General features: G+C 35.2%; 12 protein-coding genes and 3 pseudogenes. 10 read left to right on the forward strand and 5 right to left on the reverse strand.

The genetic code is table 11. The features are described from left to right. The first annotated feature begins 2 nt into the window (after nt 1-2). The 5 genes from GFS03_RS04125 to GFS03_RS04145 all read left to right on the forward strand — a co-directional run bounded on the left by GFS03_RS04125 (nt 3) and on the right by GFS03_RS04145 (nt 4,342). Nucleotides 3-929: a type III-B CRISPR module-associated Cmr3 family protein gene (locus tag GFS03_RS04125; RefSeq protein WP_238699267.1), complete on the forward strand. Its 927-nt coding sequence runs from the start codon at nt 3-5 to the stop codon at nt 927-929. A 467-nt stretch (nt 930-1,396) separates the two neighbouring features. Beyond that, a complete protein-coding gene (locus GFS03_RS04130; protein ID WP_153422640.1) occupies nt 1,397-1,654 on the forward strand; it encodes a hypothetical protein in 258 nt (85 codons plus the stop codon). After that, entirely contained in the window at nt 1,644-2,060 is a 417-nt protein-coding gene (locus GFS03_RS04135) for a hypothetical protein (RefSeq protein ID WP_153422641.1), read from the forward strand. The genes GFS03_RS04130 and GFS03_RS04135 overlap by 11 nt, the downstream gene beginning before the upstream one ends. A gap of 210 nt (nt 2,061-2,270) precedes the next feature. Next, nucleotides 2,271-3,140 carry a hypothetical protein gene (locus GFS03_RS04140; RefSeq protein ID WP_238699188.1) on the forward strand — a complete coding sequence of 290 codons (870 nt, stop codon included), beginning with the start codon at nt 2,271-2,273 and terminating at the stop codon, nt 3,138-3,140. Between the two features lie 368 nt (nt 3,141-3,508). After that, nucleotides 3,509-4,342: a putative CRISPR-associated protein gene (locus tag GFS03_RS04145; protein WP_153422642.1), complete on the forward strand. Its 834-nt coding sequence runs from the start codon at nt 3,509-3,511 to the stop codon at nt 4,340-4,342. Between the two features lie 631 nt (nt 4,343-4,973). Here GFS03_RS04145 and GFS03_RS04150 read toward each other — a convergent pair. Together GFS03_RS04150 and GFS03_RS04155 are read right to left on the reverse strand one after the other, a co-directional pair. After that, nucleotides 4,974-5,399 (reverse strand): type II toxin-antitoxin system VapC family toxin, encoded by a 426-nt coding sequence (locus GFS03_RS04150; protein ID WP_238699190.1) that lies wholly within the window; start codon nt 5,397-5,399, stop codon nt 4,974-4,976. Then, nucleotides 5,396-5,626 (reverse strand): ribbon-helix-helix domain-containing protein, encoded by a 231-nt coding sequence (locus GFS03_RS04155; RefSeq protein WP_153422643.1) that lies wholly within the window; start codon nt 5,624-5,626, stop codon nt 5,396-5,398. The genes GFS03_RS04150 and GFS03_RS04155 overlap by 4 nt, the downstream gene beginning before the upstream one ends. Before the next feature lie 154 nt (nt 5,627-5,780). Here GFS03_RS04155 and tnpA point away from each other — a divergent pair, with 154 nt between their 5' ends. Together tnpA and GFS03_RS04165 are read left to right on the forward strand one after the other, a co-directional pair. Next, entirely contained in the window at nt 5,781-6,188 is a 408-nt protein-coding gene (gene tnpA, locus GFS03_RS04160) for an IS200/IS605 family transposase (RefSeq protein ID WP_153422644.1), read from the forward strand. After that, nucleotides 6,163-7,395 (forward strand): annotated as a pseudogene (locus GFS03_RS04165) (RNA-guided endonuclease InsQ/TnpB family protein). The gene tnpA and the pseudogene GFS03_RS04165 overlap by 26 nt, the downstream one beginning before the upstream one ends. Before the next feature lie 47 nt (nt 7,396-7,442). On the opposite strand, the pseudogene GFS03_RS13515 reads toward GFS03_RS04165, so the two are convergent. After that, nucleotides 7,443-8,081: pseudogene (locus tag GFS03_RS13515) on the reverse strand (transposase); the annotation flags it as partial. A gap of 151 nt (nt 8,082-8,232) precedes the next feature. Between GFS03_RS13515 and GFS03_RS04180 the strand changes: the two are divergent. Beyond that, nucleotides 8,233-8,935: pseudogene (locus GFS03_RS04180) on the forward strand (IS6 family transposase). A gap of 116 nt (nt 8,936-9,051) precedes the next feature. Here the strand turns inward: GFS03_RS04180 and GFS03_RS04185 are convergent. Next, the gene (locus GFS03_RS04185; RefSeq protein ID WP_153422647.1) at nt 9,052-10,260 is read right to left on the reverse strand and encodes an ATP-binding protein; all 1,209 of its coding nucleotides are present in this window, start codon (nt 10,258-10,260) and stop codon (nt 9,052-9,054) included. 1,086 nt (nt 10,261-11,346) lie between these two features. Next, nucleotides 11,347-11,508, reverse strand: coding sequence for a hypothetical protein (locus GFS03_RS13290; RefSeq protein ID WP_162615037.1), 162 nt, complete (start codon nt 11,506-11,508; stop codon nt 11,347-11,349). On the opposite strand from GFS03_RS13290, the gene GFS03_RS04190 reads away from it, so the two are divergent. Both GFS03_RS04190 and GFS03_RS04195 read left to right on the forward strand, forming a co-directional pair. After that, nucleotides 11,450-12,949 (forward strand): hypothetical protein, encoded by a 1,500-nt coding sequence (locus GFS03_RS04190; protein WP_153422648.1) that lies wholly within the window; start codon nt 11,450-11,452, stop codon nt 12,947-12,949. The genes GFS03_RS13290 and GFS03_RS04190 overlap by 59 nt on opposite strands. Before the next feature lie 357 nt (nt 12,950-13,306). Beyond that, entirely contained in the window at nt 13,307-14,368 is a 1,062-nt protein-coding gene (locus tag GFS03_RS04195; protein ID WP_153422649.1) for an AAA family ATPase, read from the forward strand. Nucleotides 14,369-14,954 lie beyond the last annotated feature (586 nt).

Consider the following 14,954-nt stretch of genomic DNA (forward strand, 5'->3'; position numbering starts at 1 on the left):
TAATGATTAAGATAAGAATGATCGAACCAATAATTGTTAGAGGTTCTGGTGAGTTTGGGCCATATGTGATAGGAAGCAGAAACTTTGCTGAATCGCTATTCATTCCAAGACCATCAACTATTGCAGGTATGTTGGGGAGTATATTTTTTCACGAGAACGATAATGGAACGTGGCGTGAAAAATTAAAGAAAATATTTGATAATCAAGGTATCCAAGGATTAATAGGGCCTTTAATTGTAACAGATAAGCTACTCTACCCATTTAGATTTGGCGACTCCCTAGCACTTGTGGAGAATAAAAAGGAATTGTTAGAAGTAGTTAACAGTATAATTCAAGAGACTCACGATTATTGGGAGCCTGAACTTTACTCGCTCTTTAGAAAATACTCTATAGAGAGATACTTTAAATCGATAACTAAGGTTGGAATTGCTTTAGATAGAGATAAGAAAATAACAAAGGAGAGTTACTTATATTACGAAAAATATGTTATGCCTAAAGAAGGTTTGTATTTTAGTGTTATAGTCCTAGGGGATGATAAAAACTTGTCATCATTAGATGGGAGAATTGTGAATTTAGGTGGTGAAAGAAGGGTAATTCAACTGCAAGTCACTTCACCTACAGTTTACGCTGATAAGGTTAACGATATAAATTACGTTGAAAACAAATGCGCTAGTTACGATTATTACTTAACCTTAACTCCATTAATCCTTAAAGAAAATGTTAATCCGGAGTTAATTTTAACTGGTAAGGTTGAAAAAATAAGCTTAGGTTATGATATTTCTCACGGAAAAAGGAAAGAAATGGTAAATACTATACTTGAGGGTAGTATTGTGAAGAAGGATGTCGTATTGTCAATGATAGATACAAACTACTCCTTCTTAGGTTATAACACCGTACTGCCGTTATTAACAGTTTCAGATGATCCGTGAAAAAGTTATATGATTTTATGAGCATTTAAATACAATACTAAGGTTAAGAGAGATCTAGTAAAGTCTTAGAATATATATCTTGTTGCATAATAACAACAACAGTATAAGCTTATGTAAAGAAAGGTTACATAAACCCAATTATTCTCGAAAGCGGTAGAGGAAGGTTTAGAGAAGAACAAGTTGACAAATCGGGAGTTCTCATGCAGTCATCTTATTTTCGATATATAGTAGTTTTCTTATTTTCCCTCCCTTACTAATACTAATCAATAGCTTTATCTAGAAAGTTTTTAACATTTAGATCATTTTATTAAAAAATTGTAAAGGCAAGGCTAAGAACTTTGTAAGGCTAAGACACTCATAATTGCCTTTAACTCCACTAGGTTAGGTATCAAGTAATGCATTACCTTGTGGTCTTAAAATCTTTTTAGAAAGAAATTTAATGCTTCGTTTTTATATAATATTAACTTATGATCCAAACGCCAGCCGGTAATACTGTTACCAATCCAATGGTACTATCTACTAGTAATACTAGTAATAATAATAGCTACACTCAGCCAGAATTCATTTATACTTCTCCTATTGTCCTAGATAACGAGGCTGGTATTATAGTACGCTTTAGCAATAACTGGAGTAGGATTGAGTACCATGATGCGAGAGTAGTAGTTTACAGAGACGATAAGGGAAAGATTAGCATCTTAGAGGTTGAGTATATTGATGAGGAATAGAGAAACGGAATATCAATTGTTTGAAGTAATAAATGTAAAGCCCTTAATAGTTAAGTTTAGTGTAAAGGATGAAAATATTACTTTGATGTTCTATCTGATTCCTAACTTGGTTAGGATTGAAAAAGACCAAGTTGTCTCAGTTGTTAGTTCTGCAATTTTCTCAGTATTTTCAGATAAGCCAAGATTTGATGATATGTGTGATCCTCGAAAATTCATTAACAAAACCCCAATTATTCCGGAAATTACTACAATAGATGAGGGTGGAACAGAGATTAGAGTAAACGATAAAAAAATTATTAAAATTAAAGCCAAAATAACTAACATAAATGTTTATTCAGATTTAAGAGATAATTTAGGGAATCCTTGTGTGAACGTCTCATGGATTCAATCGATAAATGTAGAATAAACTGTAGCTTCGTTGAAAATGAGTCAAAAAGAGATTTCTTGGAAGATAGAGAAAGCCCACCAAACATAAGATCGTAAACATCCCCCAGCGATCACAAATTAGTCTCAAGAATAGTCAAATTCTAGTCTTATATGTTAGGAGTTGGTATTGTTTGAGTTATTACTTTCGCTCGTCTCTATACTTATATATTGGTTTTTAAGAGTTTTATTCATGGATGTTTTCATTCAAGTGCTTAATGATGTTGTTACTGATTACGCTAAGAGTTTGGTGGAGAAGTCTAGGCAGGGTAAGAAGTTGTCTGAGCAAGACTACTTATTTCTAATGATGTATTTGAGTAGTAAGAGGATCGATGACTTGAGGCAAGATATGGATAAGAAGCTCGACGATCTGAAAAGTTACGTTGATAAGAGGTTTGACGATACTAAGGCGGAGATCACGAGCGTCAAAGAAGAAATTAAGGGCTTAAGGGATTACACGGAGAGGAAATTCGAGGAATCGAGGGCCTATACGGACAAGAAATTCGAGGAGACTAATAAGAAAATTGAGGACTTGAGAAGCTACGTGGACAAGAAGTTCGAGGAATTAAGAACATATACTGACAAGAAGTTTGAAGAGACTAATAAGAAAGTTGAGGACTTGAGAAGCTACGTGGACAAGAAGTTTGAAGAGACTAATAAGAGGTTCGAGGAGACTAACAAGAAGTTCGAAGATCTTAAAAGTTATGTTGATACTAAATTCGAGGAGTCGAGAGCTTATACGGATAAAAAATTTGAGGAGACTAATAAGAGGTTCGAGGAAATGGACAAGAAGTTTGAGGACCTCAGAAGCTACGTGGACAAGAAGTTTGAGGAGTCGAGGGTTTATACGGATAAGAAGTTTGAGGAGATGAAGTTGTATGTTGATTCTCAGTTTGTTAGGTTTAAGGAGTATGTTGATAAGCAATTTGAGCATATTGATAATAGGTTTGATGATCTACGTTCTGATATGAATTCGAAATTCGGTGAGCTAAAGAATGATCTGAACTTGATCATAAAGTTATTAGTTGGGAAAAGGGGAGGAGAGGAAGAGAGATCATCATGATCTTTCTTTCTCTAGTAGTCTTTAGAAACTTTAGGAGTTAAAATTGGTCCTACATCACATTGAGTTCAGAATAAAATCTATAATTAGTAAATGGAGACATTACTAAGGAACTTGTGTGAGAACACTATACTAATTCCTAACGAAGCGTAATATTTAACTTCAAGATAAGATTCAAAATTTCTATATTATTTATCTTATCTTTTGAATAATTCTCTAAAAACTTGTACATAGATTTATTGAATTATTTTCGTTCGGGACACTCTCTTGGGCCTATAGAAGCAAACTGAAATTACGAAGGAGATCTTAATCACCTACGAAAGATCTCATTATTATTTAAACTTAAATATTTCTAGTAATAATATATACATATGACTAAGGTTGTACATTTTTCTGCAGTAGGGACTTCTTTACTAAGGAATGCCTCTAGTGATGAAGATATTAGGAATGAGATAAAAAAACTAAATATCGAGGGATGGGAATATTTAAAATTTGACGATCCCAAACAAGATAAAATTACAGCTAATTCCTCCGAACTCAAATCGAAACTTCTCCTTTTTATTAATAAAAAAGGAAATAGCGCATCTGCTGAGATCCAAAGCATTGAACAAGCAGTTGAAAAATTTGGGCATAAGCCTGATGATACTCTTATACTTCTGTACTCTACAAATTCCGCTAATGCTCAACTCGCTGCTGAAACTATACAAGAATATTTTAATAGTAAGAAATACGAAACTCAAAATATAGTAGTCCAATCTATCAATAGTGAAGATGAGTTCGATAAAGGTCTGGCTGATTTATTGGATAAGGTAGCCTCTAAAATGATTGAGTGGAAAAATCGCGGTAGTGATATTTACGTAAACGTTACAACTGGATTTAAGGCTGAGAGTATATTCTTAGCCTTGTCAGCATTTATGATAGGTGGTAAAGTATATTATAGGTATGAGACGTTTAATGATATTATTTTACTTCCTTCGCCACCAATTATACCAGATCAAAACATTGTTAACAAACTGTCCCAGATATTAAACAGTAGTACTTATATAATATCGAAGAGTAATAGATATAATCTATCCGATGAAGATATAGAAAACTTTACAAAAAACGGAATACTAAAGGAGAAAGATAAAGATGCATACGAAATTCGAGAGTGGGTTAAGAAATTCATAGACTTTGCAAATAAGATAAAAAAGGAGACTCATTAACTTCTCCCATTATTTAAAGAAAGTCGATAATTAGAAATTTTGAGTTTTTCTAAGAATAAGAAGACTTTATAATGGAATGATCACTTAAAGAGCTACAAATTAAATAGCCCGGAGTTTTTATATAGTCATCTTATTCGACATATCGTAGTAAAATTATATCAGTTTTCATAATATACTGTACAGCCCTCAAGTATGTGCTGTTCAGTTATCTCCCTTGAAAATACATGACGTTCAATAAGGCCAGGATGTAATCCACAATTCTCTCACATAAACCTTTCAAGATCTGTCTTAGATTTCTAATGCCTTTAGCTTGAGTGAACTAATAAGTTTGTATTTTTTATTAGTGTCCAGTTGTTCTGTTCTGTAATGCCCTAACTCTTTGCGACAGTTCAATATTTCCATGATCCGAGTTTCCTTGAAGAAACGTCTTGAAATGGGAACTATCAAGGACGATTAGTCGTCAATTACTAGTCTAGAGTTTTTTATTTGTGCTAGTTCAAATCCTGAGTTAGAGAGGATATACTTACGAGATCATGAAGAGTGTTTCTTTTATAGAGAATTAGTGCAAGTCTTAATTGCTCAGGGAATATCTCAATAAGTGAAAGATTAAATTCAAAAACAACATCGCTAGCTATTCAATAAGTTTTAGTATTATTCCTCTCCTAGATAGAAAGTCTGAAGCTTTCTTGAATTCCTTATCAGCAGTTACGAATTCATCTACTTGAAACAATATTACGTAAGCTAGATGAAGTAGATCTAAGGTCTTTAGTCTAACTTCATTAGCTATAAATAATGCGTGGTAAATTAGTTCATTTAGTTTACCTAATGGTGTATCTATGACGTTGTTTATACTCTTTATACTAATGTTGAACTCGGTAAGTAGCCTAATTGCGTAAGGGAGTGGATCCTCATTCAAATTCCTTGATAAATAACTTATCAATTCCACTAAACCCAATTCCGATATTATCCCTCCAGTCTTAAGTTCATTTATTGCAAGATCTCGTCTAGGATCCTTCAATAATGGAAGTATTACCACGCTAGTATCAAAATATTTCAATACCTATCCCTTTCTGAAAGGAAATCTTCCAATCCTTTTTCAATTATTGGCAGTTTAACCTCTTTAGACTTTCTTATAATATTTTTCCATTTATTAGCCTCATTTAGACCTTGCAGTATTAGGAAGTTTAACGCTTCATTTCTAGATGAAAAAATCCCTCTAGATACCAGCTCATCAATTTCCTTTACTATTTCCTTTTTCAACCTAACGGATATTACTTCACTCACGTAGTATACTATGAATAGTACACTAATAAAGCTTTCCCTGTTATGACGCATAGGGTTTTAACTTTATGGGGGTTAAGGGGGCGAAAGTCCCCTTCCGTGAGGGATAGCCCCCTTATAGAAAGATTTTTATAGTTTTTGAAAAATACATGTAACTATGCGGAAAAGATTGGACAGAAGTGCACATTCAATTTACGTGCTTTACTACCACTATGTCCAAGTAGTCAAGTACCGCAGGAAGGTGTTCGACAATGAGGAGATCATAAATTTCTTGAAAGAAACAATTCATGAAATAAGCAAGACATTCGAAGTAGAAGTTATAGACATTAGCGTTGACAAGGATCACTTCCACATGTTGTTCAAGGCTAAGCCAACCCTTAACCTACCAAGGTATATAAACGCTATAAAGACAATAACCTCAAGGGAGATACAGAGAAAATTTCCACAAGTTAAGGAGAAGTTATGGAAGGGACACCTATGGTCCCCATCCTACTTCTTGGCAACTAGCGGACAAGTTACGTTAGAGGTTCTGAAGAACTATGTGGAGAGCCAAGGGAAAGAGTAACGTAGTACAACTATCCTTCAAGTACAAGATTTACCCGTCTAAAGAAGTAGAGGAGAAACTCCTCAGAGTAATGCAAGTTGAAGCAAAAGTTTACAACACGCTATTAGACGCAGTTACAAAAGCGAGAAGAGAGGGAAAGAAGATAACCCCAAGTGACACCCAAGCAATGATCAAGGACTTGAAAGTGGAGGGAAAGGAACTGGTATACTCAAAGGCCCTCCAAATGGTAAACAATGTATTATGGTATAATATTAGAGCACTTCACGAACTCAAGAAGAAAGGAAAGAAAGTATGCTTAGATATAAGAAGATCCTCAAGGTCATAAACTACAACCAATCTGGTTTCAAGGTTGAGGGAGATAAGCTAATTCTCTCAAAGATAGGTTCCGTAAAGGTACTCTTTCACAGACCCTTAGAAGGGAGAGTAAAGGGAGTGCTTATAGTGAAAAATGCTACAGGCTGGTATGCTGTATTTCAAACTGAGGTTGAAAAGAAACCCATGCCAAGTAACGGTAGGAGAGTTGGTGTTGACGTTGGTGTTGAGAAACTAGTTACAACATCAGATGGTATTGTTATAGAAAATCCAAAAGTGTTCGACAAGATCGAGAAGAAAATACGTCTTGTCCAACGAATATTATCTAGGAAAAAGAAAGGTTCTAAAAACTATGAAAAGACTAGGGTTAAGCTCGCAAAACTTCACGAACACGCAAAGAACGTTATGAACGATTACATACACAAGATAACTAAATGGCTAGTGGAACAATATGACGAGATTTACGTTGAAGATCTAAACTAAACAAATGGTAGAGAGACCAAAAAGCAAGACCCTTAGGAAGCATATTCTTCACTCAAACTTCTCCCTCTTCCTTCATCACCTCTCCTACAAGGCTGAAAGAGCTGGTAGGAGGGTGGTGAAGGTAGACCCAAGGAACACGTCAAGGATGTGTGCTAAATGTGGTTATGCGAGAAACGACCTTACTCTTGCTGACAGAACATTTGTTTGCCCCAACTGTGGTTGGGTGGCAGATCGTGATTATAATGCTTCTCTAAATATTCTTTGTGCGGGGTCGGGACTGCCCTTAGTGCCTGTGGACGGGAAACCTCTACTATACATTCCCTTCTCAGAGGGAGTGTATAGCAAGTTTCCCGGAAGAAGCAGGAAATCCTCATCGCGAAGTGGGGATGCTTCGTCCGCAAGGGCGGAGTAGTTCACTTGAAATATCTCGATTTGAGCATGAGGTCCTGTGATGAGCTATCTAGAGTCATAATCCTTATCATCCCTCCAACGATCATAACACAAACCTCAAGAACTCACGAACAGCTTTTCTCCTAGAAGTATGACCACGCCTAAGGGAAGCGTTACTCCTAGGAGGAACAATTACCTCAACTCCAATCTCGTAAATATCGTTGGCGTCATATGCCTTGTCCCCATAGAACCTCTTCACAACCTTCCCTTCAAATCCTTCAAAGTATTAACAGCTGACTTCACTATTTGTAACCTCAACGTTGAGGTTGTCTTTCTCTACTATTACCTCGATGAACTTGGAGTCCCTCCTCTTACCCCACTTTGCAACAACGTATTGCCCACCAGTTGTTGCGCTTATTCCAGTGCTATCAGCTATGATCTTGATTTCGTCGCTAGGTTCAGGGAAGTTTATCTCCATGTTTCTCACTCTCTCTCCCAAATTGTTGAGTAATCTGGCTTGTTGGGATTTAGCTGTCCTAGCGCTCTAAGTACTCCCTCTATTGCTCCATGAAGAGGTGGAGGAATGCGAGGAACTCGTTGAACTCCTTTGGGGCCTTATACGTCTTCTTCGCATACCGTTATCCTCAGCTAATAATTCCCATCAGTTTTGAAGATGTAGAAGGGGAATATTAGTTTATACCTTGTGATAACGTTCTCATCGTACTTGCTCTAATTTCTCATTTACTTTCTCTTACCTGAACTATAAATTTTTGTATAATTTTGAAATAACCCAGAGTGTGGTCAACAATTTAATTAATTTGAAATTAATCGTACAAGTTGCTTTTATTACAAAAGTAAATTGTTTTTATTTAGCGTAATACCTTTTTGGGTGAGCACGGGATTTTTATTGGTGAGCACTTGATGAACAGATGGAATATCCCCTTGCTCATCCAGCTTATTTTAATCCTAATGGAGTATAATATTAATCTTAAGCCAAGATTTCACGTTAGGGAGGAGATCGCGTTAAGTCTAGTTATCTAGCTGGCTTATCCTCTTGGAGTATACCACACTCCACTTTGCTTTACTATTATAAGAGGCTTGGTAGGGTTAAGTATGTTGTATCCTTGAGTGGTCTTTACGCCATTGACGAGACTAAGGTTGTTTGCGTTAGAGGTAATTACTATTACGTTTGGATCGTTAGGGATGTTGTGACTATTCCTTTCTTCATGGCTTGAGGAGTGGTTTTCACGTGTTAACATGAGGGGGATTGAGGAGATCGCGAGTAAGTACTTTAGGAGGGTTGATCGAGTGATTTAATTGCATGATGGTTTACCAGTTCTTTGACTGGTTTAATGTTGGGCATAAGATGGTTTTGTAGGAGGGATTACGCTGAACAAGAACATTAAAGGATAGACTCTCCTCTATGGACTTTCACTTGGAGTTCCAATATGTTAGCGAGTTGGCTCTCTACCTTCTTCCTAATCTACAACATTATTTACACTCAAGTGTATTTAGTGGATAGGGGAGTGATAATTATAAATGCAAATATTTCAAATGCATGAAATTGTTGATCACACTCTTCATTAAAAAGGGAAAGTAGTTTAGAAAGAACTTAACTAGTTATTAATTAGATCTTTGCTTTCAACTAACCTTTCTCCTCTATAAGGTGATACCCCTATTATTTTAGCAAAAATCTCCATAACGGAACAAACTTTATACCGTTCTCTTCTCCTTCATATTCCCACGTGACTATAATCTTCTCCCTTGCCTTAACCTTCTTAATACCCTCAATTTCACGTTTAGGTATTTCATCCTTCCCTGATGCGTAAGTAACTTGAACAGCAGTCTCGCCATCATAAAAGTCAATCTCATAATTCTCTGCCTTAAAATAATACAATTTTTTCCACTTTCTAATTAAATATAATGCGACTAAGTTCTCCATAAGCCTACCCTTTGAGTCTCCAAGGGCTATTGTTGAGATAAAGCCTGGGTCTACAACATAAACCTTTTTTGGTGAAACCATACTCTCCCTAGGTCTTTCTGTGAATCTCTCTGCTGTAAAAATTACATAAGCATTTTGAAGACCGTTAAACCACTGTTCTACAGTGTTAGTACTCATCTTTAACGCCTTTGAAATTCTAGATATTGATATCTCTGAAGAGAAGTACTTTAGTACATTAATAGCAAAAGCCTTGAACGTCTCTATTCTCTTTACTTTTATCCTCTCCACAACATCTTTGTACATTATGTCAGAGAATATGGAGAAAATATAGTCATCAGAAATCTTTAGTACTTCTGGAAAACCACCAATTTTCATGTAGTTCTCCAACTCCCTCTTTATAGTAGCTTCAGAAAGAGTAGTATAAACACCCCCAACTTCCTTCACTTTAATCCCCTTAAATCTGAGATATTCCTTAAAAGAGAATGGGTAAAGCGTGTAATCAATATGTCTACCAGTGAGATGAGTTGCTAACTCACCAGACAACATTTTCGAATTACTTCCCGTGATGATTATCCTTTTTCCAGCCTCCCTTAAACGGGATACGAATAACTCCCATCCCTCAACGTTATGTATCTCATCAAAGAGAAAATAGTCTACGTCACCAAAGAGTTCATAAATAGCCTTCTCCAATGTTTGCAGATCTTCGCTTTTTATTCCAGCCAACCTCTCATCGTCAAAGTTCACATAACCAAAGTTCTCTTCTCGAACCAATATTTCTGCTAGAGTTGACTTTCCAGACCTTCTAACACCTAAGATTGCTAGGATATTTGGAACTGATATGTACCTCTTCAAATCGGGAACATCTCTCTCGATTATCCTCTCTTTTTCAAATTTTCTCTCTAACCTAGCCCTCTGGTCTAAAAGTACTTGTCTAATTCCATTCACACTAAATATTCTCCGTGAATGTAAATAAAGGTTTTCAGTATAGTGATAAGAAACTACGTAAGACCCTTTCAGTATACTGAATAAGAGAAATTGAATAAAAAATGCAAATGAGAAAAAGTTGAGTGAATAAATCTCTACGTTCAGCCTTTTCCAAAAGGGGAATTCAAACCAAACTGCTCCTTAAAACTCTTACTTATGATTTCAATGGGATATTAATACGGGTAGACGGAAGCAAACCTTTTTCAGAAAATGTCTTTCGCATTTTAATTCCTCAACTACATTTAGGTCAAAACGATTAATTGCGAAAATTTCTAATCTGATATAATTTTACTGTAATATATCGAATGAGATGACTGCATGAGTACACTCCCCAGGAAACTACCATACTTATTAGAGATCCTCCTTCTAATTTCAGCCCTACTCTTCACCACTAAATAAAATCTGCAGTACGCAATAGAGGTTAAAGAGCACTAATATCCCCCATGACTCTAATTACTATATTCCATCTGCTGTGGTTCGGCAATGAACCTACTATAGGTCTCGCCGGTTCAAACCAGACAGTTGAAATATGCAAGATAGATCTAACTACATTTAAATTTTAGAATCTTCATCAAAAAGTATTGAGCGATACGATTAATTATAATGAAATATAGTTTCATTAGAACTTGACTTGGACTATTTATTATCAATATTAAAAGGAAAACATATTAAAATTTAGCAAATTTTATATGACCCTCCTCAGTTAAATTCGAATGTAACTCTCAAGGTAAGGCATAATCAACCTAATTTCGCTATCAATATTTCCGTTTAAATACCACTCCATTAATGGTCCTCCACTATCTCCGTGTTCATGGTAGTGCAGATCTTTTTAACTTAATGTGAGTTAGTAGGTAAATTTCGAATAGCCTTCTCTAAAAATTCTTAAGGGAGAGAAAATGAAAGTCAAATTAGCTAGAAGAGTATGGGATACCCGGAATTAGGCAAGATTGCAGAGAACAAACTCTCCATAAAATATAGAAATTAATTACAAATAATTAAGTTCAACGTAGCTTTAAAAAGGGGAAATCTCACGCTAACGGGAAGTGTTCAATCGTTGAGAGTTAAGTAATTTACTACGATGATTAGGTAGAATATCTCTTTCATCCTTTGGATAAAACTTATTAGATGGATACGTGAGACTTCATTTGTCATGAATCCTAAAATCCTACTCCTAATTCCCATACTTTTATCTATGTCAACTCTAGCCATTGCTGTTAACTCCTCATCTTCACTATACGTTATGTACCAACAATACTCGTCAACGTTACAAACTACCCCATCTCATATAACCTATAAGTATTCATCAACTGCGTATAACACTACAATATCCTCAACAGACAATGAGAGAACAATTACGTATACGAGTTACTCTTTTGACGTAAATATAGGTCCCTTAAGTAACTATACTGGGCAAATAAGTGTAAATGTGAACCCATTTAGTATAAGTGTAACATCTCAAATACCTCAATTAGCCAGAGTCTTATTAGTAGAGCCTGGATTGGTAGAAGAGTTAGTGTGGGCTGGTTTCACAAATACGTCAAGTACGGTTAGGGGATTAGCCTATTTTAACAACACTGCAACATTAGTACTACAATTCCTTAACGGTAGTAGTTTAGCTAACGTAACGTTTAACATATCTCATAGTCAGTCCAATTATCAGAAGACCATAACCCTATTGCTTCACAAGGTTAACCTAACTATGACCGGAGAATTACAACTTACTTTAACTATTCAAGGAACGCAACCTCAGAGATATAGTAAGATGGAATTCAATTATGAGGGGGTAAGTGCTGAGGCACCTTACAATACTTCAATAGCGTACTATAATGGGACTTACGTTCCAGCAATGATATGGAGTAGGGAGGTTAGTGGTCTTTTATCTACTGAGCTTACAAACTTACAAGGGAATGTGTATTTCACAGACATTGAGTTCTTTGGAGTAAATGGTACTGTTATAGGATCTGTGGACAATTCCTTCTCATCTATCTATTTCTCTCATCAAGGTTTAATATTAAATGTAACATATAACAGTGTAAGTTCAAGGATAAAGATGGTAGTAAACCCAAATGCTGAGTACTCAAAACCCTCAGTAGCTACTACTGTTTCAATAGGTGGGAATCCAGCAGTTGTAGTTGTCACTAATAGAGGAGTTGAGAGTACTGGGAATATTAACTTATATCACCAAGTTGTGGTAAATACTCCCGCTACTTTAGCTTACGTTAACACAACAACTAGCGGGGGATATGTTGTTATATTTAGCAATGGATCCTATAAGTATGTAAGTCAAGTAAATCCCAGTGTTACAGTTTCAAATATTTCTCTGGGAGGAAAAACTTATACTGCACAGGTTGTTAACATTAGCAGTAGTTCAAATTACGTGATATTCAACGTTAGTGCGGTTAAGAATGAAACATTTGCGGTTTTTAAGCAAACCAGTAATGGAATGGTGGAACTCAATCCAAATAATTACTTCATCTATAATGGAAAGATTGTAGTGTTTGACGATCCTTTAACTACATATTACATAGTATATGGATATCAACCATCCTCTCCATCTATAGGCATTTCCAATAATTTACTTCTCGTAATCATTGTAGTGGTGGTCATAGTAGCTATAGTTGCATTAGTATTAGGGCTGAGAAGAAGATAATTTCTTTAAAATTTTTTATATTATTATGGCTTTTAGTTCTATTTCATATAGAGGATAAAGGGTTTTTAATTTTTATTTATTCATATGTTCACAAAAGTTTATCTAAAATAAATTAATTTAGGATGAGCCATAGTAAATAAAAACAAATATCATTATTATGAGGTCATTTTGCATTTATATTATACTTATATGCGATTATCCTCAAAATAATAACCATTGCGTAATTTCTTAAATACTATATTATTACGGTGAATCTCATATGGATCTACTGAAAAGTGGAGAGTAGTTCACGTATAATTTAAGAATTGTGGAAAAAGTTATAACTTCTGGGGCAGAAGTAGAATTCTGGGGCAGAAGTTGTTATTTGATGAAAGGCCTAAGGAGAATAGAGAAGATTTGTTCGATAGGGAAAAAGAGATTAAAGAAATAATGAGTAACATCAACAGACCCTTAATTTTGATCACTGGAGTCAGAAGAATAGGTAAAACATCAGTACTAAAGGTAGCACTTAACGAGTTGAAAATACCTTATGTGATTATAGATTGTAGAAACTTGCGCCCTAACTACAGTAGAGGGGACTTATACTCACTTTTCTCTAACGCTTTTTCATCAAAACTATCCACCTTCCTTGACGTGTTAAGTAAGATAAGAGGAATTAGCATTCTCGGCAATAGCGTTGAACTGAAATGGAAGGGTAGAGAATACGTCAGTTTATCAGATCTCTTTGACCACTTAAATGAGAAGAGGATGGTAATAGGAATTGACGAAGCCCAAAAATTGAGGGGCCCATTATCAAATGAAATAAGAGAAGCTATTGCTCACGCTTACGATTATGACAGAAATCTGACCTTTATTTTAACTGGTTCTGAGGTGGGACTACTTCATGACTTTTTAGGAGCGGAGGATTCTAGGTCACCACTCTATGGTAGATACTATTACGAAATAACGTTAGAGAGGTTTGATAAAGAGAAGAGCCAGCAGTTTTTAAGAAAGGGTTTTGAGGAGTTATCATTAAAGGTAGAGGAGAGTGTGATACAAGATATCATTGCAATGGTTGACGGTATTCCAGGGTGGCTAACTTTTGCTGGAAATCAATATTTCAATAACAAGGATTTGAAAAAAGTAAAGGATATGGCAATAAACGTCGCTTTAAATGAAATTAACAGTTTGATCTCGATTAAAAATAACGTTTCTCCCATTGTAGCAAAGCGTTACAGAACAGTGCTAAGGTGCATAGCTAAGGGAATGAATAGTTGGAGTAAGATAGTTAATTGTTTACAAGATGAGGAAGGTAGTACGATTTCTAGTAGTGTTCTTAGTAACATTCTAAATACTTTAGAAAAACTGAGCATAATTGATGAAAATTATGAATTTTTAGACCCAGTTTATAAGGAAGCATCTAAGATGCTTAGAAACTAATTTATAATTTTAATATTTCGATATTCTAAAAATGGAATTATTTTATTTTATCGGTATATTCAGAAGTTCCATGACTTTGTACTAAGGACTCTTTTGCTAACCTACTTCTTAATAGATTTTACCTCTATGGTGAGATTATTTCATCACTCGTCAAAGGCATCTATTGCAAAATTAAACAATGAAACTAAAGGAATTGTTTGAGAATATTGATGCCTTAAAAAAGAGTATTGAGTCTCCTTAAAGAGGTTAAAGGTGAGGCTGGAGGAAGTGAGGTAGATAAGATAGTAGTTGAATGGTTAAGAATAGATAATGTGGGTTTTAGCTGGAGTTAATTACGCTAGTATTTCTGGTGTTTTTAGTACTTTATAATTTATTATTATTAATATACTATTTAGAAGGTCAGAGAAACAAAATAGACCTCCTTTCAACATTCTATTTCAAGAAAAATTTATAGTGCGGTATTACCAATATTGAATTATGAAAGAGCCTATTGGGGTTTACGATAATTGGTTTATCTCTGTTAAGTTGCATTTAGTTAAGGGCCTAAAAGACTCTAGAAAAGTTCATAATACGTTTAAGTCAAAAG

This window comes from Sulfolobus sp. E5-1-F, assembly GCF_009601705.1.
Taxonomy (GTDB): domain Archaea; phylum Thermoproteota; class Thermoprotei_A; order Sulfolobales; family Sulfolobaceae; genus Saccharolobus.